Source organism: Sorangium sp. So ce1153 (assembly GCF_051521595.1).
Taxonomy (GTDB): domain Bacteria; phylum Myxococcota_A; class Polyangia; order Polyangiales; family Polyangiaceae; genus Sorangium.
In genome coordinates this window covers 11112455-11134318 of the sequence record NZ_CP150361.1, presented here as the reverse complement: position 1 = coordinate 11134318, position 21864 = coordinate 11112455, and the positions used below count along the sequence as shown (strand labels likewise).

Annotated in this window: 18 protein-coding genes and 2 pseudogenes; 11 read left to right on the top strand and 9 right to left on the bottom strand. The window is 68.5% G+C overall.

The features are described from left to right. Positions 1-39: 39 nt before the first annotated feature. On the bottom strand, positions 40-603 hold the full coding sequence (locus WME85_RS40325) for a DUF6431 domain-containing protein (RefSeq protein ID WP_437828168.1): 564 nt from the start codon (positions 601-603) through the stop codon (positions 40-42). Between the two features lie 472 nt (positions 604-1075). Continuing rightward, a pseudogene (locus WME85_RS40320) lies at positions 1076-1219 on the bottom strand (RidA family protein); the annotation flags it as partial. A 1027-nt stretch (positions 1220-2246) separates the two neighbouring features. On the opposite strand from WME85_RS40320, the gene WME85_RS40315 reads away from it, so the two are divergent. Next, on the top strand, positions 2247-3671 hold the full coding sequence (locus tag WME85_RS40315) for an AAA family ATPase (protein WP_437828965.1): 1425 nt from the start codon (positions 2247-2249) through the stop codon (positions 3669-3671). 14 nt (positions 3672-3685) lie between these two features. Continuing rightward, positions 3686-4291 (top strand): hypothetical protein, encoded by a 606-nt coding sequence (locus WME85_RS40310; protein ID WP_437828962.1) that lies wholly within the window; start codon positions 3686-3688, stop codon positions 4289-4291. 388 nt (positions 4292-4679) lie between these two features. Here WME85_RS40310 and tnpC read toward each other — a convergent pair whose 3' ends face one another. Genes tnpC through tnpA form a run of 3 tightly spaced genes read right to left on the bottom strand, consistent with a single transcriptional unit; the run spans position 4680 to position 7107 of the window. After that, the gene (gene tnpC / locus WME85_RS40305; RefSeq protein ID WP_437828959.1) at positions 4680-6356 is read right to left on the bottom strand and encodes an IS66 family transposase; all 1677 of its coding nucleotides are present in this window, start codon (positions 6354-6356) and stop codon (positions 4680-4682) included. Then, positions 6353-6775: an IS66 family insertion sequence element accessory protein TnpB gene (gene tnpB, locus WME85_RS40300; RefSeq protein WP_437828956.1), complete on the bottom strand. Its 423-nt coding sequence runs from the start codon at positions 6773-6775 to the stop codon at positions 6353-6355. The genes tnpC and tnpB overlap by 4 nt, the downstream gene beginning before the upstream one ends. After that, the gene (tnpA, locus tag WME85_RS40295; RefSeq protein ID WP_437828953.1) at positions 6769-7107 is read right to left on the bottom strand and encodes an IS66 family insertion sequence element accessory protein TnpA; all 339 of its coding nucleotides are present in this window, start codon (positions 7105-7107) and stop codon (positions 6769-6771) included. The genes tnpB and tnpA overlap by 7 nt, the downstream gene beginning before the upstream one ends. A gap of 317 nt (positions 7108-7424) precedes the next feature. Here tnpA and WME85_RS40290 point away from each other — a divergent pair, with 317 nt between their 5' ends. After that, positions 7425-8294: an SDR family oxidoreductase gene (locus WME85_RS40290; protein WP_437828950.1), complete on the top strand. Its 870-nt coding sequence runs from the start codon at positions 7425-7427 to the stop codon at positions 8292-8294. A gap of 145 nt (positions 8295-8439) precedes the next feature. On the opposite strand, the gene WME85_RS40285 is transcribed toward WME85_RS40290, so the two are convergent. After that, positions 8440-8604, bottom strand: a complete 165-nt coding sequence (locus WME85_RS40285; protein ID WP_437828948.1) for a hypothetical protein — start codon at positions 8602-8604, stop codon at positions 8440-8442. Between the two features lie 596 nt (positions 8605-9200). Then, the gene (locus WME85_RS40280) at positions 9201-9944 is read right to left on the bottom strand and encodes a TVP38/TMEM64 family protein (protein WP_437828945.1); all 744 of its coding nucleotides are present in this window, start codon (positions 9942-9944) and stop codon (positions 9201-9203) included. A 298-nt stretch (positions 9945-10242) separates the two neighbouring features. On the opposite strand from WME85_RS40280, the gene WME85_RS40275 reads away from it, so the two are divergent. The 7 genes from WME85_RS40275 (at position 10243) to WME85_RS40245 (ending at position 19997) form a co-directional block, all read left to right on the top strand. Beyond that, positions 10243-11499 carry a cytochrome P450 gene (locus WME85_RS40275; protein WP_437828942.1) on the top strand — a complete coding sequence of 419 codons (1257 nt, stop codon included), beginning with the start codon at positions 10243-10245 and terminating at the stop codon, positions 11497-11499. Positions 11500-11709: 210 nt separating this feature from the next. Next, the gene (locus WME85_RS40270) at positions 11710-14124 is read left to right on the top strand and encodes a type VI secretion system Vgr family protein (protein WP_437828939.1); all 2415 of its coding nucleotides are present in this window, start codon (positions 11710-11712) and stop codon (positions 14122-14124) included. Positions 14125-14206: 82 nt separating this feature from the next. Next, positions 14207-17323: a DUF2169 family type VI secretion system accessory protein gene (locus tag WME85_RS40265; RefSeq protein WP_437828936.1), complete on the top strand. Its 3117-nt coding sequence runs from the start codon at positions 14207-14209 to the stop codon at positions 17321-17323. Beyond that, positions 17316-18407 (top strand): pentapeptide repeat-containing protein, encoded by a 1092-nt coding sequence (locus tag WME85_RS40260; protein ID WP_437828933.1) that lies wholly within the window; start codon positions 17316-17318, stop codon positions 18405-18407. Before WME85_RS40265 ends, WME85_RS40260 begins: the two co-directional genes overlap by 8 nt. 25 nt (positions 18408-18432) lie before the next feature. Continuing rightward, entirely contained in the window at positions 18433-19065 is a 633-nt protein-coding gene (locus WME85_RS40255; RefSeq protein ID WP_437828930.1) for a DUF3540 domain-containing protein, read from the top strand. Positions 19066-19071: 6 nt separating this feature from the next. Beyond that, positions 19072-19446, top strand: a complete 375-nt coding sequence (locus tag WME85_RS40250; protein ID WP_437284680.1) for a DUF4150 domain-containing protein — start codon at positions 19072-19074, stop codon at positions 19444-19446. Between the two features lie 80 nt (positions 19447-19526). Next, positions 19527-19997 carry a hypothetical protein gene (locus WME85_RS40245; RefSeq protein WP_437828927.1) on the top strand — a complete coding sequence of 157 codons (471 nt, stop codon included), beginning with the start codon at positions 19527-19529 and terminating at the stop codon, positions 19995-19997. Between the two features lie 35 nt (positions 19998-20032). Here the strand turns inward: WME85_RS40245 and WME85_RS40240 are convergent. After that, a pseudogene (locus WME85_RS40240) lies at positions 20033-20164 on the bottom strand (SDR family oxidoreductase); the annotation flags it as partial. A gap of 35 nt (positions 20165-20199) precedes the next feature. Here WME85_RS40240 and WME85_RS40235 point away from each other — a divergent pair. Continuing rightward, complete coding sequence (locus tag WME85_RS40235; protein WP_437842495.1) at positions 20200-20577, top strand: helix-turn-helix transcriptional regulator; 378 nt, start codon at positions 20200-20202, stop codon at positions 20575-20577. Between the two features lie 71 nt (positions 20578-20648). Here the strand turns inward: WME85_RS40235 and WME85_RS40230 are convergent, their stop codons facing one another. Next, positions 20649-21842, bottom strand: coding sequence for a hypothetical protein (locus tag WME85_RS40230; RefSeq protein ID WP_437828924.1), 1194 nt, complete (start codon positions 21840-21842; stop codon positions 20649-20651). Positions 21843-21864 lie beyond the last annotated feature (22 nt).

Here is a 21864-nt window from a genome sequence, read left to right as displayed (position 1 = left end):
GTGGCGTCGCCGGACCTCGCGTTTGCCTGCGAATGGCCATCACGCTGCGAGCGCGGCGCCGTGGAACGCCAGGTGAGGGGCAGGCGTGCCGGCGCTGCCCCGAGCCGACAGCGCCACGAGCTGCATCGCCGTGCGCTCGGCGACCTGCGCGCGCGTGCTGTCGGCGCCGTGACGTCCGAGCCGGGGGAAGAGCTGGCCACGGCGACTGGCGTCGATCCATCGCGACGGCGCCAGCCACCGCTCGGCCGCCGCGACGCCCAGGACCACGGCGCTGCAGACCTCGGCGCGGACGACCGGTGTGGTGGCGCCCTCGAGTCCGACGCGGGCCAGCACCCAGCCGATCGCCGCCGCGGAGTAGCGCCGCCGCGGCAGCAGCCCGCGGGGCACGACCACCACGACCGCGCCGCAGGCGGTGCAGCGGTAGCGCCGAGCCTGCACCGTAACCTGCTGGGGCGCGTCGCCCGCATCGTGTGGGCCGTACACCTGGCGCGCGCGCAGGCCGTGACCGCGCATCCCCAGCGGGCCGTTGACGGGACGGCTGGCCGCGTCGCAGCAGGGGCAGCGGGCCGGCCGCACGTGCTGAACCGTCGGGAGCACCGTCATCCAACGCTTGATGTCGACATCGGCTTGAACGATCCTGCACGGGCTCCGCTCCTCCAAGGTGATCGGAGCACGACGAGGGGAGGACGGGTCGCCACAACACGCATCCCCTCGTCGCCTATTTTGTGGCCGGCTCCGCGCCGATGCTCCGCTCCGTCGATGCCGGCCTTAGGTCAGCGGCGGCGCGGACGTGGTGCGAAGTGCAGTGGTAATTTCGGGCGTGAAGCAGGAAAGCTCAGCCACTGAGGCGCGGAGGTCGGGGATGCGAGGTTTTGTGAGAATCACGGATGCGTGACCGGAAAGTGTTGCCGATGATCGCTGGCGGGCGGCGGACCGCTGCGCCCACCCCGGCTCCTGCTCTCGGGTCCGAACCGATTCCATGATGGAGGGGCACGGGGCGATCGGCGGATATCCATCACGAACGGGGATCGAGATCGGCGGGAAGTCCACTATTGGAAGGGCGCGGTAACAGGTGGTCGCCCGTGCCGACCAGGTTGCCGTCGAGGTCGAGCGGGCACTGGCCGGCGAGGAAGGCCATCCGGCCAGCCTCGACGACCGTGACGTGGTGATAGCCGGGAGTCTTGTGGACGTCGGACGGGTTGAACTTCCCAACGCGCATCGAGGAGGAAGGAAAAAACCAAAACGAGCCGAGGATGTCAAGGGGCGAATCCGCGTGGTGGGGGAGTCGACGAGCCGCGGGATTGAACAGCCCGGATGTGGATCGGCGGGGCCGTCGTGGGGCCACTTCCTCGGCTAGGAGGGGTGGGGCATCGAGGGCCCGCCACGTGTTCCTCCGGCGTGGACGCCCGCACGCTCCTGCGTTGGTCTCTTTGACAAGGCGGGGTAGCCGTCAGGTACGATGCCTGTCCACGATGGGTGGGGGCGGCACGACGGGGTGGGCTCGGAGATCAAGGCGCTCCACGCTGAGGCGGCGGTCAGCGGTCATGGGGCCAATGACGCCGAGAGGGCCGCGGTCGATGATGCCGAGAGCTGGCCACGGGAATACGTGTTTACGCAGCGGCGGCCCATCTCCGGAGATGCCCAGATATGCCATGGCGGGCCGCGATCCACCGTCGGGAATATGGAGATAGGATGTCACGGTTCGCGGCCTGCATGCGAAACTGCGTAGATGTGTCGTGTGTCATGGTTAAGTGCGACGTTGGGCCGGCGGGCCGTGAGCCAAGACTCGAGATCACTCACTCGGACCAATTTCACGCATTCAGTTGCCGCGGTTCGCTTTGACCGTGCTACGTGGCCGACCACGCCGAGGCCGTTAGGATGCTGCTTCCATGCCACAGCGATTCGTCCTCGGTGCGGGCAAGACATCGCAGTACGCAGGGGGTTGCACTCCGTCCCAAGGGGGAGGGCCCGTTACCCCCCAAGGGGACGGTTTCAGGGCGGTCACGGGCCAGCTCCCCGTCGCTACCGCGTTGGTATTGCGGGGATGAGCTCGGCCGGGCAGGCGGGGAGCGGCGAGCCGGAAGCGGGCGACGCCTGCCCGGTCGCGACCTTGCGGAGGCAGACATCCCCGCGGTAAGCTCCGTCCCGCCTCCTGGACCGAGAACGCTGCCTGGCCGGAACCTCGCCCGTAGGGTAAGCTCCGTCACGCTCCCTGAACCGAGAACGCCGCACGCCTGGATCCCACCATGTTCTTCCGCGCTCAGAACCTTGGACCCATCCGCGATGCCGAGATCGACTTGTCGAAGGACCTCGTGGTGCTGGCGGGTCCGAACAACTCTGGCAAGACGTATATTGCGTGGAGCGTATATGGCCTCCATCGCTCCCGCCCGGCGCTGAACGTCGTCTTGGACCGCTGGGTCCGGCAGCTCCTGGAGTCTCCCGAACACGCAATAGACCTTGGAGATCTCTTCGCGCAGGGGGAGGGCGCTCTGCTCGAGAGCATCGCCACGGAGTACAAATCCAAGTTACACCTCTGCTTTGCGGCAGAGAGCACCTACTTCTCGGCCGTGAACGTGTCGCTCCGAGACGTCGATCTGCTCAAACGCAGCGGGCCGATCGCACATATCAGTGGACTGGCTGCGACCCTCGGTATCTCTGCACTTCGCACGCATGGCCCCGGCTCGACACGCATAGGCTGGACGATCCTCGTCGACGATCACTTCAAGACGTTCTTTAACGCGATGAAGGAAGGTGCGCCCACGCCCGCGGAGCTGCAGGCTGCAACCACATCCGCGCTCACCACTCTTGCGACAGAACATCGGAAAAGCCTTGAAGGCGATCTCAGCTCCGGCCTGCAAAGTTTGGTGTATTCTGTGCTGTTTCCTCACTGTACCATCTTCCCGGCAGAGCGGATCGCCGTCAACATCTTTGCTAAGGAGCTTGCCCTCAAACGCACGGAGCTGGTCGACGAGCTGGTCGACGCGGATCTCGACGACCAGAGCAGTGCGCCTCTGGAGCTCGTCAGGCGTAAGGCCGGGAGATACCCGTGGCCGATTCGCGACAGCTTAAAAACCGCAAACGATCTCGCCAATCTGAGCAAGGAGAAGGGGCCGTTCGCAGCCCTCGCCGACGAGCTCGAGAGCGCGGTGCTTGGAGGTGAGATCGCCGTCTCCGAAGCCGGAGAAATGCTGTTCTCGCTCCGAGGCGAGACGGACCGTCGCCTGCAAATGCACCTCACCGCGTCGGTGGTGAAGTCGCTCTCCAGCCTGGTCTTCTACTTTCGCTACCTCGCTCGACGCGGTGACTTCATAATCGTTGACGAACCGGAGTTGAATCTTCACCCCGACAACCAGCGCAAACTCACGCGCATTCTCGCCAAGGCCGTCGGGCTTGGTTTCAAGGTGATGATAAGCACCCACAGTGATTTCGTGCTCCGCGAGCTCAATCACCTCATCATGCTGAGCAAGCTGCCCGAAGGAGAAGCCCAGGCACTCGGCTATGACCCGAGGTTCGCACTGGATCCGAAGCGGCTCGGTGTCTATCTATTCAACGAACAGCATGCCTACCCTGTTCCCGTCGAGGAGACCGGATTTTCTATCAAGACCATCGACGATGTCGTGAGTCAGCTCAACGCCGACGAGCAGCGCCTCTACGCGCGGCTCTCTGACTGACGAGGCTATTTGTCATGCCGACCTTGCTTCAAGCTATTGGACAGATCCTGCGTCCGGGGCTCGTGCAGCGCGGCCCAATCCGTCTTGAGGAGACGGCTCCCGACAGTACCTGCGATGCCATCACGTTGCATAAAAGCGGTCAAGCGTTCGTACTGAAGCCCGACCAATGCGCCGGCGGCATCTGTCCGCGTCCCGGGTGCGCGCTCACGCTTAATGCGCCAGACCGACTGTTTCCATTGTTCCGGCTCGACATTGCCGGACTTTCGGCCATGTGCGATTATATATTGTTTTGCCAGGAAACCACAAAGGATGACTCGCGGCTCTTCGTGCTCCTCTGCGAACTGAAGTCTGAAAATGTCGGCGGCTCATGGAGGCAACTAGAGAACGGCAGGCTGCTCGCCGACTATATTTTGGCGACGGCTATCCATCACCACGCGGTCCGACCTCTACCCGCGGTCGAGCGTAGGGGATTGGTCTTCAGTCCGAAGTTCAATGTGCCGAAGGGAAGCCTTCGCAAACGGCGCTGCTCGTATTTGCAAATCCTGGACGGGTTCGCGGACATGCCATTCGCGTACTACGCATCCGGTGCGGAATATCCCTTGGAGCACTTCTGCGCGTAAGCAGACGCCCCCTCCAGCGCACCATCTCGCACCGGCGCGTGGCCGGTTTTTTCCGTCGCTCATCCCGCTTCAGGCGGTGCAGGTAAGCGACCTAACAAGGGCTCGCGAGGCTGTGCTCGGCCACGGCTTCGAGCCGGCCCCGCTTGCCGCTGAAGAGCCGGTAGATCGTGGGCGCCTGCACGCTGCGGCGGCGGCGACCGCGCGCGTCGTCAGCGCGTCGCGGCGTAAGCGCCCAGCCATCGCCATGGGCGCGACCCCTTGCGGCTCTCGCCGGGGTCGACGATGCTCGGCGGGGGGCGGCGCCTGCCCGAGGCCTGCGCGGACGCGGGCGGACACGACAGGGGGGCGAGGTGCTCGCCCCCGGCACGAAGATTGAGCTCCGCGCCATTCAGGACGCGTCGGCGTCGCCAGCGGCCGGAGCCGCGAGCGACGCTCGCGCCCACGCGTCGGGCAGCAGCTCGTCCAGTCGTTCGCGCGACCAGCCCGCCTGCAGCGTGCCGATCACGTCCGTCGCCCAGGCGAGCGGGTTGACTCCGTGCACCCGGCACGAGCCAAATACCGTGTAGCCGACGGCGAGGCGTTCAGCTCCCTTGTCCGAGCCTGCGAACAAGTAGTTTTTTCTTCCGAGCGCCACACATCTTATCCGCCGTTCGACTTCGCCGTTGTCGATCTCGAAGCGCCCATCCGTGAAGCAGCGCCGCCACGCTGCCTCCTGGTTGATGGCGTACTGCGTGGCGACGTAAAGCGGCGTACTTGGCACGAGCCGCATGTGCAGATCGTGAATCCACTGGTAGAGCTCCTCGACCACGGGGAGCGACAGCTCCTGCCGGCGCGCCAGGCGTGCCTCCGCGGACAGCGCCTCAACTTTACATGCCGCTTCGATGCGGTAGATGGCCTTGAAGTACGCAAGCGCGACAGCGGCTCGCGCATCGCCACCCTTCGCCGCCTTCTCGAACTTCGCGCGGATGTGCATCCCACAGCCGAGCCGGCGCTCCTCGGGCACGATCACCTCGCCACCGTCGTCTCCGCGCAACATCGCGCCGTACCCTGCGTAGCCATCGCCCTGCAGGTAGCCCGTGAAGCCCTGCAGCAGCGCAGCCGGATGCTTCGCTCTCCAGTCCGGTGCGTACAGGAACGCGACGAGCTCGGCTCCGACGAAGGCCCAGATATGACCTCTCTTCACCCCCGCTGGATGATCCTGATCCAGCACGCGCATCCCGGTGTCATCGGCGCGCAGGTAGCACGAGCCCAGCACGCGCTCCTGGATCCTCTTGGCCACAGGGGCAAGCACATCGAGCGCGAACGCCGACCACTCGCCCAGCGTCGACGGCGACAGCGACACGCCGAAGCGAGCGTACTGCTGCGCCTGCCGGTAGAGCGGCATCGCGTCCTCGAACTTCTCGACGATGATGCTCGCGAGCAGCCCCGGTCCCGGGCGACCCCGATCCCTCACCTTCTCGCTGTCCGCCGTCGTAACCCCCTGCTCGGGGCAGCGCGGACAGGCGAGCTTCTCCCTCTGTTCCTCGATGACCCGGAACTGCGCAGGGACGAACTCGAGAACTTCGCTCGTACGATGACCGATGCACTTCTTGTCCGCGCCGCACTGCGGGCACTTCCGCTCGGCTTCCGGAACGGGCACAACGCGCGTCTCGCGCGGCAGGTGTGCGGGAAGCGGCGAGCGCCCACGCCGTCCTTGCGGCGGCTTCGGCGGCTCAGGAGGTTGCGGCACCAGCCCTTGGTCCGGCTGCGCAGGAGCCTCCGCGCCGGGCTCTGACGAGGGCGCGGAGTCAGCGGACCCCTGCGGCACCTCGGCGCCGAGCTCGGCGAACAGCAGCATCAGCTGCTCGGTAGAGACCTTCTGGCTCTTGCGGCCGTACAGCTCGCGCAGCGCGCTGGCGAGCCTCGCCGACAGCGCGGTGTTCTTGTCGCGCAGCTGGACCAGAAGCCCGAGCACCAGCTCGATGAGCGCCGGGACCTGCCCATCGGCCGCGAGCTGCTCGAGCTTGCGCCGCACATCTGCCAGGTCGGCGGGGAGCTGTGCTTGGGACGGAGGGGGACTGGTCACGTGGCGCGCTGGATATCTATCCCGCGCGCATCCATCAAGCGTTGCTTCGACGCGTCGAGGTTTCTCACGCCGGGCCTCCAGCGCTTGCGCCGTACGGCCTGCGACAGGTCGAGCCCTTCGAGCATCAGCGACAGCTCCGCCGCCTCGACCTCGACGTGGGTCGCTCCCTTGGGCAGGTCGCGGGCGAGGTGGAATCGGCCGCGAGCGAGTTTTTTGGCAAATATGCAGTATCCGGTACGATCCCAGAACAACACACGAGCCTGGTCGCCTCGCCGATTCCTGAACACGAACAGATGCCCGCAGAGCGGGTCGGCTCCGAAGCGCTGAGCGACCAGCGCCGACAGACCATCAAAGCTCTTGCGCAGGTCGGTAGGCTCGGCCGCGACGTACACGCGCACCGACGGCGGCAGCGTCAGCACGGCATCTCCTCGGCGGCGAGCGCCAGCACGCGCTCAAGGGTGGCCGGGTCGAAGCCCGGCCGAACGCGAACCACCCGCCCATTGGGCAGCGCGATCTCGATCGGCTCCACGACGACCGGCGATACGTCGGCCACCACGTGCACCGGCAGGAAGCGCGGCGGCTCCGTCGCCGACGACGGCGGGGGCTGCGGGGGCCCGTCAGCCCGCAGCTTCCAGCGCCACCAGTACAGCTGCTTCGGCTTGTACCCCTCGCGGCGCGCGAACTTCTCGGCACTCAGCCCGCTCCGCTCCCATCGCGCCACCCTCTCGGCCCACTCCACCCTCGTCGCCATCGCTTCCTCCTTCGTCGCGATGGGAACAGGTAGCCGGCCTCCCACGGATGGTCACGATGCCCTTGGCTGGGCGCTTACGTCGCGGCCGCCTTCGGCGAGGAGCTCGGCCCCGGCCGCGATGATCCGCGCGCGCACCAGGTCGCTGCCTCCGACCTCGTCGATGACGGGGCAGCGGCCGACCCATGCCCCTTCCTACCGCGATATCGTTAGCGACGATAGCAAATTCTTGTTAGCGAAGTAAATCGATGCTAACTTGGTTCTCGTATCGTCGATAACATGGCCGCGGTGCGTGCGGCCGCGACCAAGGAAGAGGTCCCATGATCATCGTCACCGGAGCGACGGGCCAGCTCGGCCATGGAATCGTGGAGCGCCTGCTCGAGCGCGTCGACGCGGGCCACATCGGCGTCAGCGTGCGCGATCCGAAGAAGGCAGAGGATCTCGCCGCGCGCGGGGTGCGCGTCCGGCGCGGCGACTTCGACGACGCCGCGAGCCTTCGCGACGCGTTCGAGGGCGCGTCGCAGGTGCTGATCGTGTCGTCGAACGCCCGCGCGTCGGGCGGCGACCCGATCGCCCAGCACCGCACGGCCCTCGCCGCCGCGCGCGAGGTCGGCGCCCGGCGGGTCCTCTACACCAGCCACATGGGCGCGAGCGCGACGTCGGCGTTCCCGCCGATGCACGACCACGCGGCGACCGCGCCCCTGCTCGAGGCCGCGGGGACGCCGTTCACGTCGCTTCGCCACGGCTTCTACGCCGCGACCGCGGTCGAGCAGGTGCGCCGCGCCCTCGCGAGCGGAGAGCTCGTCGCGCCGGAGGACGGCAAGGTCTCGTGGACGGCGCGCGAGGACCTCGCCGAGGCCGACGCGATCGTCCTCGCCTCGGAGGCGACCCGCTTCGAGGGGTCGACCCCGGACCTCACCGGCTCGGAGGCGCTCGATCTCGCCGACCTGGCCGCGATCGCATCCGACCTCACGGGCCGCGCGATCAAGCGCGTCACCGTGTCCGACGACGCGTACCGCGCGAGCCTCGCCGCGAGGGGCTTGCCGGAGCGCATCCAGGACCTGACCCTCGGCCTGTTCGTCGCCAGCCGACAGGGGGAGTTCGCGCGCGTCGATCCGACGCTGGAGCAGCTCCTCGGGCGTCCTCCGCGCCGGGTGCGCGAGCTCCTGGCCCGCGCGCTCCAGCGCTGACCCGCAGGGGTCGTGTCCCCCGCATAGCCTGTAGGCATCGGCCGAGGCGTGCATCGCCCGCGTGACCGCGCTTTGATCGCCGCCGAATGCGCTGCTGACGCGATACGTCAGAGCGACCGATCGGTCATATCCCTGCGAGGTGTCGTCAGCGCCCGTCCGAGCGGTCCACGACGAGCGCCCCGGTCTGTACATAGCGCTGGTAGACGACACGCAGCTCCGCGTCGTTGAGCCCCCGCCCGTCGCTGCCGAGGATGTAGAGCCCGCACCCCGGGTCGCGGTAGACGTTCGCCTGGAACTCCTCCCAGCTCAAATCGGTGTCTTCGTTCGGCGTGGATTCGTCAGCCTCGGAATCGGATGAAGAGGAGGGATCCGCGCTGCCGCAACCGGCGAACACCAGCGCCATCACGGGCGCACAGAGGAGGATGGACAGGGAGCGCGCGATGCGGCTCCTGGGCAGACGCCCCGAAGACGAACCTTGAGCCATTGGAACACCTTTCGCAGTCCGGTCACACGTTGCGTGCAACCAAGAGGATCTCGCCGGCGGCGATTCGACATCCAGCGCCGCCAGCATCTCGCATGATGACACAGGAAGCGAGCAACATGGAAGTCCGATGCGTGGGCTGGAGCGCGCTCCGGCGCGCGTCGAGCTGTGCTTACAGACGGCGCCTGTGTATCCGGCTCCCGGCTCCTTCGCTCTGGTTCCTTCATGGGGCAGCGCGGAGGCAAGAGAGGCATCGTTGCTTGGCATTGGCTTGCCGAGCGCGGCTCTGGTTCCGCGGAGGCGGCGTCGCCCCCGCTGTCTCCTCTGTTCCTCGGAGGCGGAGCCGCCCTCGACCGTCGGCTCGCGGCACGCCGCTCGGCCAGCTCCCAGGTCCGAGATGAGCTTCCCTGGCGCGCGACGAGGACCTAGCGGGGCGCCCCTCGCGCCTGCGCCGCCCGGCGCCAGCGCTCGGGGAGGCGGACGAGCAGCATCGCGAGCCCGGGGAGCAGCACGACGCCCGCGAACAGCAGCAGCACCGACGTGAGCCGCGCCGCGGAGGCGCCCACGGCCGCGTAGGTCGCCGAGATGCCCAGGTTGGCCAGGGCGGTGACCGTGAAGAACGCGCCGCGGGGCATGCGGCCCGCGCCGGCGAAGATGACCGAGGCCTCCGAGAGCACCGGCACGCCGCGGAAGAGCAGCAAGAACCAGACGCCGTGCCGCGCCGCGGCCCCCTTCAGGCGCGCCAGCTCCGCCTCGCCCACCATCCGCTTCAGCGCCGGCGCGCCGGCCCGCGCGCCGAGCCAGTACCCGAGCGCGGCGCCCGCCGTCATGCCCGCCCAGGAGACCGCCGTCCCGCGCCAGAAGCCGAGGAGCCCGCCCGCGGCCGTGCTCACGAAGCTGGACGGCACCGGCAGCACCACGTCGCCCGCGAGCAGCCCTCCCAGCACGAGCGCCGTCGCGGCGCCGGACGGGGGCGACGCGAGCAGCCCCCGGGCCGCCGCCTCGAGGCGGTCGGCGAACAGGAAGAACGGCACGAGGATGGCCGCGAGGAGCAGGCCAGAGAAGACAGCCCACCCCGGCCAGGAGCGCCGCGCGCGCGCCGGCGCGCCGGGGACGGGCGAGGGGCCGGGGGGTGGGGTCGATCCAGGACCAGAAGAAGATACCGCCATGCAGCGCTCCGGGGCCGTGGGAGGCCGGCCCGGCGCGGGGTGGAGCCGCGCCGGCCAGCGCCCGAGTATAGGTCGCCTGGGAGAGCGCAGGCCCGAGGCGCGCGGTCCCGAGGCCTCCGGTCGCGGCTCGCGGTCCCGAAGCTCGCGGTCCCGAAGCTCGCGGTTCCGAAGCTCCCGGCCTCGAGGCTCTAGGTGGCGGGCTCAGCAATGAATAGGCTCCAGGGGAACCGGCCGGCCGGGCTCACCGGCGCCGGGATCGAGCTTCTTCACCGCTTCGCCCACGCAGGAGAGCTTCAGCATGACCGACCCCGACGCGCTGCGCGCCGCCCTCGCCGCGGAGAACCTCTTCGGCGCCGAGCACATCGCCGATCCGTACCCGCTCTACGCCGAGGCCCGCCGCGGCGCCCCCGTCTTCTTCAACGCGTCCGCGAGCTGCTGGATGGTCACGCGCCCCGAGGACATCGCAGCGGTGCTGCGCGACACGGAGCGGTTCTCATCGAGGTACCTGATGAGCCCGAGGACGCCGCTCGCGCCGGAGATCGCGGCCCTGCTCGGGGACCCCGAGGCGCGGCTGCCGACGCTCCTCACGACCGACCCGCCCGACCACACGAGGCTCCGCGGCCTGCTCGGCAGGGGCTTCTCCGCGCAGCAGATCGCCACGATGGAGCCGCAGGTCCGGGCGCTCGCCGACGCGCTGATCGACGACGTCGTCGCCGACGGCAGCGCCGACCTGATCTCGCGCTTCGCGTTCCCGTTCACCTCGATCGTGATCGGCGACATGATGGGCATGCCGCGCGCCGACATCGCCCGGCTGAAGCGCTGGTCCGACGACTGGATCCGGCTCGTGTGGAACGTGGAGCCCGCCGAGCAGCTGGTCGAGGCGGCGAGGGGGCTGCTCGAGTTCCAGCGCTACTTCGCCGAGGTGATCGCGGAGCGCCGGCGCCGCCCGGGCGACGATCTGCTCTCGGCCCTGATCCAGGAGCGCGCCGACGACGAGGCGCAGCTCAGCGAGGAGGAGCTGATCGCCGTGCCGATGCAGCTCATCATGGCCGGGCACGAGACGACGCTCCACCTGATCGGCAACGCGCTGGTGCTGCTGCTGGAGCACCCGGCGCACCTCGCCGCGGCGCGCGAGGCCCCGGGCGTCCTCGGGCGCATCGTCGAGGAGGCGCTGCGGATCGACGCGCCAGTGCTCTGGATCTCGCGCCGGACGACGACCGAGGTCGAGCTGGGCGGGGCGACGCTGCCGGCGGGCGCGACGGTCCAGCTCGCCGTCTGCTCGGCCAACCGCGCGGAGAGCCTCTTCGGCGAGCCGGCGACCTTCGACCCCTGCCGTCCGAACGCCGATCGTCACCTCAGCTTCGGCCGCGGCACCCACTTCTGCCTGGGCGCGCCGCTCGCCCGGCTGGAGGCCCGCGTCGCGCTCGAGCGGCTGCTCGCGCGCCTGCCGCGCCTGCGCCTCGATCCGGAGCAGCCGCCGGAGCGGGCCCAGGCGATCGGGTTCCGCGGCTACCGGCGCGTGACGGCGCGCTGGGACGCTCCGCCCCGGCCGTGAGCCCGGGAGGGCAGGGGAGCGAGCGCCCCTCGGACGCGGAGCACCGCCGCGGCGCGACTGGGCCTCGGCGGAGATTTTCGCTCTGGTTGTCGGTTTCGTCCTGGACGACAGCAATAAGCAGGCGTCCCGACACAAAGTCGACGCAAAGGCTCGCCAAGCTGAGCAGCGCGTTCTTGTGCCTGCCCCTGTCCATCCCACGTAAGGCTCACCATGTCCGACATGTTCGTCGTCCAATCGGGCGCCCTCCCCTCTTCCACCAAGCTCGTGGCGTTCCATGGCACCGAGGGGATCTCGAAGCTCTATCGCTTCGAGCTCTACCTGATAACGACCCACGACGTCGGCCATGAGATCGACATGGCCGCGGCGGTGGGCCAGCCGGTGACCGTCTCGCTGGAGCGGAGCGACGGCGGCGAGCGCTTCGTTCGAAGCGGCGTGATTGGCAGCATCGAGCTCATCAACGACTTCGCCGGTCGGTGCGTCTTCCGGGCGACCATGGTCCCGCGCCTCCAGCTGCTCACCCTGTCGGTCCACAGCCGTATCTTCAGCGAGAAGGCGCTCCCGGAGATCCTCCAGAGCGTCCTTCAACAAGGCGGCGTGGCGGACTGCTCGCTGCAGCTCCGGGGCGCCTATCGCCCCGAAGAGCATGTCTGCCAGTACCGCGAGAGCGATTATGCCTTCATCGCCCGGTGGATGGAGCGCGAAGGCATCTACTATTACTTCGAGCACGGGGAGGGCGGCGAGACGCTCGTGCTGACCGACGACAAGTCGGCGCATCAGCCCCATGGCAGCAAGCCCGTTCGCTATTACCCGCAGCCCAGCGCCAACACGGCGAGGGACACCATCCGCGCGTTCACCTGCCGGCACGGCGCCGTGCCCGGGGCGGTCCGCCTCAAGGACTATGATTACGCGAACCCGGCCGTGCCGGTCGCCGGGCAGGCGTCGGTCTCCGCCAACGGCTTCGGCGAGGTCAGCCTGTACGGCGCGCGGTTCTTCTCGCCGGGCGACGGGGAGCGGCTGGCGCGGATCAAGGCCGAGAGCCTCTCCGCGGCCGGCGTCGTCTACCAGGCGACGGGCGCGGCGGTGACGCTGCTCCCCGGGTTCACCTTCGAGCTCGAGGACCACCCGCGGGCCGCGTTCAACACGCAGTATCTCGTCACCGAGGTCGAGCACTGGGCCAATCAGGCCCCGGAGGTGCCCGAGCTCCAGGGGCTCACGCCCTGGCAGGATAACTATCGCGTCGAGGCCAGGGCCATCGCCGCGACGGCGCAGTTCCGCGCGCCGCAGGTCACCGAGTGGCCGCGCATCTACGGCACCGAGCCCGCGGTCGTCGACGGCGCGGCGGTCAGCGAGTACGCCCAGATCGACAGCCATGGTCGCTACCGGGTCAAGTTTCACTTCGACGAGAGCGACCTGACCGGGGGCAAGGCGTCGACCTGGGTCCGGATGCTCCAGCCTCATGGCGGCGGCATCGAGGGCTTCCACTTCCCGCTGCGCGCCGGCACGGAGGTCATGTGCGCCTTCGCGGGAGGCGATCCCGACAGGCCGGCCATCGTCGGGGTCGCGCCCAACGCGCTGACGCCGAGCCCGGTCACCTCGGGGAACAACACGCGGAACGTGCTCCAGACGGGCGGACGGAACCGGCTCGAGCTGGAGGACCAGGCCGGGCAAGAGCGGATCACCCTGTCGACGCCCTACGACAACACCTACATCCGGATGGGGGCGCCCAACGCCGGCGCGTCGTATGAGGTCAAGACGCAGGGCCACGCCTACACGTGGATCGGAGGCTCCTCCGAGAACATCGTGACCGGCAACCGGACGGCGATCACCGTGGGTATCTCCGAGAGCATCGTCGGAGGCTTCGCCTTGAGCATCATCGGGGGATACTCCGGGAGCTTCGTCGCTGGATACTCGCAGAACGTGATCCTGGGCTATCGCGACACGCGCATCATCGGCAACGAGAAGACGAGGGTCTACGGAAAGCGAGATACCTTCATCGGGAAGAGCCGGAACACGAAGATCGTCGGCGACGACACGTCCTTGCTCATGGCCAATCGCAGTGTCACCATCAGGGGCAACAGTGGTCTGGTCGTCTCGGGGAACCGCACCACCCGGATCGTGGGGAACGACAGGGGCACGGTCCAAGGTTCGCGAACGAGCCATGTGCTCGGAGATAGCGACTCGAAAGTCTGGCGCAACAGCACGAAAGAGATCCTGGGCACGAAGAAGAACCGAATCGTCGGTCGCGTCACCTCCGACCTGCTCGCAGGGCAAAAAACCACCGTTCACGCGGGGGGGACCGAGGCGACGATCAGGGGTGGCGTCACCACCGAGATCTTCGGCACGAGGAAAACCACGGTCACCGGGCGGAGCGAAAGCACCATCAATGGCCCCGCCGAAAGCACAGTGACCGGTCTTTACAAGACCAAGATCGGGTCGCGCGTCGAGGTCATCAACGGAACGAAATACGAGAATATCAAGGGGCTGGCATTCAAGAGAGCTCCTAACGAGATCAAGGAATTGAAGCTTTCGACCATCAGGGCAAAGGGTTACAACGCCGCACACGAGATCATGAAGATCAAGACCCACCTCGGGCTCTCGAACGCGGATTTGCACATCCTGAAGTGATCCACCTGGCGCGTGTGGAACAGGCTCCCGCTCGGCGCTGAGCCATGCGACCCATCGAGCCCGCTACCCTGGATTTCGTCGGATGAAAATCGTCAAGCCCATGCGTCTCGGGGTGGTGCCCAGGGTCTTCATGAACCAGCGCACCCCGCACCTCCTGATCACCGCCTTCGTCGGCTTCTCCTATGAAAAGCCGGCCCGGCTGCTCTACGAGCCGACGGCCTGGACGATGGCCACGGAGGAGCTCGGCAAGGATGGCCTCTTCGACGAGTTCAACCCCAAGACCCGGGGCGAGCTCCTCGTCACGGGCCGCTGCTATCCGCCGGGGCGCGTCGCTCGCCCCGCGAGCTCGGTCCGCGTCCAGCTCGGATCCATCGACAAGAACCTCTATGTCATCGGCGACCGGACGTGGGGGCTGCTCGGCATGTCGGACCCGACGCCTTTCACCGAGATGCCGGTCACCTGGCGCAACGCCTTTGGCGGAGAGGGGTTCGCCAGGAACCCGCTGGGCAAGGGCCACGGCGACAGGAGCGCAGCGCTGCCCAACATCGAGTCGCCCAGGCACCTGATCCGCGCGCGCGGCGACCGCCCGGCGCCCGCCGGCCTCGACGGGTACGACGTCACCTGGCCCCAGAGGTTCTCCAAGATCGGCACCTGCGATACAGCGTGGCGCGAGGAGTGCTTCCCTGGTTTTGCGCGGGATATGGACCCGACGCTGTTCAACATGGCCCCGGACGATCAGCAGATCGACGGGTTCTTCCGGGGCGACGAGACCTTCGTGGTCGAGAACATGCACCCCGACAAGCCCCGGATCGAGGGCGCCCTCCCCGGGGTCGCGAGCCGGTGCTTCCTCTGTCTCAAGACGAGCGACGGGGTGGAGATCCGCGAGCCCGCCATGAAGCTCGACACGGTGCGCCTGTTCCCGCACCGCGAGCGGGGAGTCGTCCTCTTCCGCGGCGGCATCGAGGTCGCCGAGGACGACGCGAAGGACGTGGTGGCCGTGCTGGTCGCCTGCGAGGCCATGGGCGCTCCCAGGCCCGCCGCGTATTACCATGAGTACCTGGCCCCCCGGCTTGGCCTCCGGAACCCCGATCTCCCGGACGACGAGGATGACGTGCTCATGCCCGAGCCCGAGGATCCGGAGGCGCCGCCGCTGCCCGATGACAGGCTCTCGGGGCTCGCGTCGAGGCTCAGACGGCAGGGGTTTCTGGGAGGTACTCCGGATCGTGCCGTCAGAGGCGCGGCCGCGGCCAGCGCGGCCGCGGCCGGAGTCGCCGCCACCGGCGTCCGCGGAGCCGGAGCAGAGAGGGACCCCGACATCGAAGAGATGGAGGCCGACCTCGCCGGGATGGGGATCGACCCCGAGCACCTCGGCGCCGCGGCCAACGAGGCCCAGGCGGATCCGGCCATGGACCTCCCGGAGGGCAGGGAGGAAGAGGAGAGCCTCGCGTGGTCCGAGCCCGAGTCCGAGGCGCACCACGACGCCGACCCGGAGCCGATCGAGCCTGCGGACGCGACGACGGCCCCCGATCTGGCAGACGACGCGGAGGACGCGGACGACGCCGAGATGCTTCGCCAGCAGGATGCGATCCTGAAGCTGGCCAAGAAGCGGATGCGAGACCAGGGCATCGATCCCGAGGCCTATCTCTCCCAGCAAGGCCCCACCGAGGACCCCGAGCCCCTCGATGAATCCGAGGAGGCCGCGGTCAGCTTGGTCGAGAGCCAGATCGCCGGCCGAGCGTTGAAGAGTGAAGGAGTGGACGTCGGTGCGCTGCTCGCGGAAGCGCGCCGGCGCGCCGCCGACCAGCCGGGCGAGATCTCGGTGTTGGAGACGCGCGAGCGCTTGCGGCAAGCGATGCAGCGCGAGGGCGTCGCACCGGACAAAGCCGAAGAGTTCCTGTCGACGGTGGACTGGCAAGGGCTCGAGGACGAGCCCCAGGCCGACCTCGACGACGACATCCCCGACGAGGCGTTCGAGGCCGCCCGCGCCCAGCCGGAGGAGCCAGCCGGAGACACCTTTCCAGAGGACGACTCCGCTGAGTTTGCGGAGGACGAGGCCGCTGAGTTTGCCGAGGACGACGCTCCTGAATTCGCGGCGGGACTGGGCGAGAAGGCCTCGTTGCGCGCCGAGTGGGGCGAAGAGGGACGACTGCTCGCGCACCTCTTGCCGGCCTCGGCGCGCCTCGACAGCGAAGAAGCGCTGCGATTTCGCCACGAGGTCGAGGCCGGGCACAAGGACGGGCGGAGCTTTGCGGGGTGCGACCTCACGGGCGCCGACCTCTCTCATCTCGACCTGGCGGGAATCGACCTCTCGGGCGCCATCCTCGAGTCGGCCTTTCTCAGCGGGAGCAACCTGCGAAAGGCGAATCTCACAGGAGCCATCCTGGCGCACGCGAACCTGGAGGGCGCGGATCTCACGGAGGCCAAGCTCGATGGGGCCAATCTCGGCGCCGCGTGCCTGCGGGACGTGAAGGCCCGCGGAGGCGTCGATTTCGGCGAGGCCGTGCTCGTCAAGGCCGACCTCTGGGGAGCGGACCTGTCCGGGGCCAAGCTCTCGGGCGCCGACCTCTCCGAGGCCGATCTCCGCGACACCAACCTGGAGGGCGTCGTCGCAGAGAAGGCGACCTTCCAGAACGTGGACCTCACGGGAGCGCGCCTCCTGGGCGCGCGGCTCTCGGGGTCCACGTTCAACGAGGTGAACGTGACCGAGGTCGACTTCACCGGCGTCGACCTGAGCTCCGCAACCTTCATCGCCGCCGAGGGCGACGGCGCCGTCTTCCGGGACGTCGTGGCCAGGGACCTCGCGAGCGTGAAGGGCTCGTCCTTCGCGGGCGCGGACTTCAGCGGTGCGACGCTCACCGGCGCGAACTTCATGGGGACGCGCCTCCGCGGCAGCGACTTCTCCAACGCCGACCTGCGCGGCGCGCTGCTCGACGAGGCGGACCTGACCGAGGCGACCCTGGATGGCGCGAGCCTCGTCGAGGCGATGCTGACCCGGACCAACCTGACCGGGGCGTCGCTCTACGCCGCGGACCTGAGGCAAAGCGTCATGAACAGCGCGTGCGTTCGTGGGGCCATCTTCGAGAAGGCCAACCTGTTCGGCGTGTGCGCCGACAGGATGATCGGAGACAACGACACGAGCTTCGAGGGCGCCAACCTCAAGCGACTTCGGGTGATCCCGGCCGAGAAGCAGCATGGATAGAGAAGCGCTGCGCAAGTTGATCGAAGAGGGAGAGGCCGTCTCGGAGCTGGATCTGTCGGGCCTCGACCTCTCGGGCCTCGACCTCTCCGGCGGCATCTTCGAGGATGTCCGTTTCGCCAGCGCCAACCTGGCCGGCGCCAAGGTGCGCGAGGCGATCTTCCACCGCTGTGACCTGGCCGGCGCGAACCTGAAGGGGCTGGATTTTCACCTTGGCACCGCCATGGACTGCACGTTCGCGGGGGCTGCGCTCGCCGACGCCTCGCTTGTCGGAGCGAACCTCTCGCACGTGGACCTCGAAGCGGCCGATCTGACCGGAGCGGACCTCTCGTCGGCCGGCATCGAGTACGCCAGCCTCAAGAGCACCCGGTTGGTCCGCGCCAACCTGACCGACGCCTCCCTGTTTCAGACCGAGAACGCAGGCGCGGATTTCTCCCACGCCAACCTGACCAAGGCGGTCCTGTTCCGTCAGGACCTGTCCCAGGCCGTCCTCGCGGGCGTTACCCTCACGGAAGCGATCCTCGTCGAGGTGCGGATGGGGCCCAAGGACTTCCGGCGGATGGACCTCAGCAGCGCGCAATTCACCAACGCCGACCTGCACGGTTGCGACTTTTCCGGGGCCACGCTGACGCAATGCAGCTTCAAGGGCGCCGACCTGACCGGGGCCAAGCTGGATGGGGTCATCGCCCACATGGCCGTCTTTGTCGAGGCGACCCTGGCGAACGCGAGCCTCGCCCAGGCCGACCTGACCCAGGCGCTCTTCGTCGACGCGCGCGTGGGCGCCGCGAACTTCTCGGGCGCGCGGCTCGAGACGAGCGTCTGGCACCGGGCGAGCTGCCCGGGTACCCGCTTCTGCCGGGCGGACCTGAGCTATGCAGACCTCTCCCACGCCGACGTGTCCTTCGCCGATTTCTCCGACGCGACGCTGGCGCGCGCGCGGCTGCACCGCGTGACGGACAAGGGCACGATCTGGCCGCCGAGCAAGGCGCTGGCGCACGGCGACGACGAGGAGCTCAAGGAAGCAGAAGACTGGCAGGCCAACGTCCTCGGGAGGCCTGCCGGCGGTCAACGCACCCCTCACTCATGAGGAAACCATGCAGAGCGTAGCAAGGATGAGAAAGGTCGAGCGGGCAGCCTACGGTGAACACGGCGCCGTGCTCCGCGTCGATGGCGCCGCGTACATCGTCGAGACCGACGATGGCGAGGTCCGCGCGAGGCGCGCGACGAGCTGTCTGCTGGAGCCCGCCACCGGAGACCTGGTGCTCCTCGCCGTCGTGAATGGCGCGCGTTACATCCTCGCCGTCCTCGAGCGTGAGGAGGGCGCGCCCTCGCACCTCGTCTCCGAAGGAGACCTCCAGATCCGCTTGCAGCGCGGCTCGCTGGGCCTCTCAGCGCCGGACGGCGTGCACGTGGCGTCCGGCAAGGACCTCTCGATGGCCGCGTCGACCTTCCGTGTCCAGGCCAGGGAGGGGCACGTCGCGCTGGGGCTGCTCTCGTTCGTCAGCGAGGTGGCTCGCGCGGAGGTCGACCGGGCCAAGCTGATCGGCCGGAGCCTCGACGCTCAGCTCGAGCGGCTGATGCAGAGGGTGAAGCGCTCCTACCGCATCGTGGAAGAGGCCGACCATGTGCGCGCCCAGCGCATCGACTATGCGGCCAAGGGCGGCCTCGCCATGCACGGCGAGAACGCCAAGATCACCGCGTCGCACGTCGTGAAGATCGACGCCGATCAGATCCAGGTAGGGTGACCGGACATGTGCTTTGCCATCACCTCGGGCGGTGGGATCGACTTCGGAGTCCCGGACGTCTGCTTGCCGGGGCCCATCCCGTACCCGAACACAGCAAATCGATGCATGGGGACGTCCGTCGCCTACAAGGTGATCCTGGGGAGGGGCGCCGCCCATACCATCGCGACCATCATCCCCATCTCCATGGGCGATAACCCTGGGATCCTCGGCGGCGTGGTCTCCCGTCGCAACATGGGCCCCTCGCGGCGGCTCGTCCCCTATCCCAAGCTGTTGCTCCAGAACAAACCGGCGGTGCGGCTCGGCGCCACGGGCCTCCAGAACCAGATCAACATCAACGGGACGAACATCGTCCCGAGCCAGCCCAAGGTCCTGCTCCTCTGAGGTCCGCGCGGTCATCCGCGAGCGCCGTCCGCGAGAGCGACCCCGACCCTGCGCTGCTCTGCCCGTTGAGAGACACAAGCATGGCCATCAATGAGCACGCCCGCATCCGCCTGGCGATCATCCAGAGAAAATACGGCCCGCGCCTCGCCCGGGACGCGAGCGGCCCTGACGTGCCCGACCGGCGCGAGCGCTTCAACGCCGATTTCCGGCGGATCCTGGCCGACATCGTCGTGCCCACGCTCAAGGCCATCGGCGACGAGCTCGCCGCGTCGGGCCATGGCTACCGGGTCGAGCAGGACGTGGGCGAACAGACCCCCAGCCTCGAGTTTCACGTCCTGCTCCGGGGCGTACCGGCGGACGCCAACAACCTGATCCGCCTCTTCTCCAGGGCGGACGCCGAGGGCGATGGCGAGGTGATCGCCGAGGTCAACGTGGCCCAGACCCTGACCGAGCTCACGCGGTTCCGGGTGCTGTCTCGGATCACGCAGGACGTCGCGGAGCAGATGTGCGTGGACGCCATCGAGCACATCTTCGCCTGCAACGCTCGCTGAGCGCCGTTCGGCGGCGCGTCCACACAGCGGCCGTGTCAGGCCGCGACGAGCCCGCCGTCGACGGGCAGGGCGACCCCGGTCACGAACGACGCTTCGTCGCTCGCCAGGAAGAGGGCCGCCCGGGCCGGCTCGATCGGGTCCGCGAACCGGCCACGAGGGCGGCGCCGAGCCCCTCGCGCTCCAGACCGCGCTCGCCGAGTCGCTGCGCTCCGTCGTCGCGCTCACCGGTCCGGGTCACGCCGAGCGCGGACGCCCGTACGCCTGGGGCGCCTCCCTGCGCCGCGCGTTCGAGCTCATCCGCGAGCGCTTCGTCACCGCGCTCTCTCTCGATGAGATCGCCCTGCACGTGGGGCTCGACCAGTTCCAGCTCATCCGTGCGTTTCGCGACCAGCTCGGCGTGACGCCGTATGCCTATGTGACGCAGCTGCGCATCGGCCGCGCCCGAGCGCTCCTCACGCGGGGCGTGCCGCCGTCCGAGATCGCCGCGCGCGTCGGCCTCTACGACCAGAGCCAGCTCAACCGGCATTTCAAGCGCATCGTCGGCGTCACGCCGGGACAGTTCGCGCGCGCCGTGGTGTGAGCGCGCCTCGCAGCGCTCGGCAGGCCCCGGCGCCGAGCCCGCGCCAGCGCCAGGCCGCCGAGGGCGCGGCCTCATGGCTGGGGGACGATCTCGTCCGTGGGGTTGCCGTCGATGTCGCCGACCACGTTGTTGGACCAATCAGCGTACGTACACGTCGCGCACGACGTCGTGTAACCCCAGTGGCTCGGGCCGAAGACGTTGTTGCGCAGGATCATGCCCTCGCCGTTCTCGGGGTAGAAGTCGTAGGCGCCGAGCGATATGAAGTTGTCGTGGACATCGTAGTTCCGCAGCGTCGAGCCATCGACGCTCTGGGTGAAGAGCACGGCCGTGATGGCTTGCCAGTAGTTCGGCACTTCGTGGCCCGTGGCGGCGTCGACGCCCGGCTCGAGTCGGTTGTGGCTGATCTCGAGCGGCCCGCTGCCCCCGTACGGAAAGACGCCGCCCGTGTGCGCGAGAGAGGGGTCCGCCAGGTGCGCGATGTAGTTGTCGTGCAACCAGCTCTGCTCGATGATGGTGTTTTGGCTACAAAGGCACATGCCACCGGTATTGGCCACGTCCACCCGGGTCAAGCGGATGGTGCACGTCGCACAGGCGTTCACGGCATGCTCGGTGAGGGCGGCGTTCGTACCTCCGAGACCGACCGGCTCGGGGCGAATGGTGGTATCGCTGATGTTCAACGTGAGCGGCGCGGACTCGTCGGCGTTGACCAGGATGCTGCGGTTGTTGGAGCCGGGCGGCGGCGCGATGATCGAGTTGGTGATGTTGACCGTGCCGTGGCAGCCAGTGCCGATGTAAATGAACGCGTGGAAATACATGTGGTCCAGATTTACAGTGCCGTCGCAATCGTACAGATCCCACTCTTTGCTCTGGTCGTCGCTGGGCCACACTTCCGTGTACCCGGGCGGCACCGGGAGCTCGGGATCGGATTGGGCGTAGGTGCCCACGCCGGGGGCGCCGACGGTGAAACGATCGGGGTAGCCCATGGTGCTTGGCGCGTCGCCGCCTCCTGCTCCACCACCGCTCCCGCCGCTCGCGCCTCCGCCGCTCGCGCCTCCGCCGCTCGCGCCTCCGCCGCTCGCGCCTCCGCCGCTCGCGCCTCCGCCGCTCGCGCCTCCGCCCCCGCTGCCTCCGCTGCCTGAAGACATGGAGGAGGAGCTGGACTTCGTCTCGCCGTCACCGCACCCTGCGAGGAGGGCGCTCAGCAAGACCACCCCCGGCAAGCTCGGTCCGAGGCCTGCTGCAGGACGATTGGCCGCTCTCTTCATGAGATCTCCTTCGCTTTCGGGG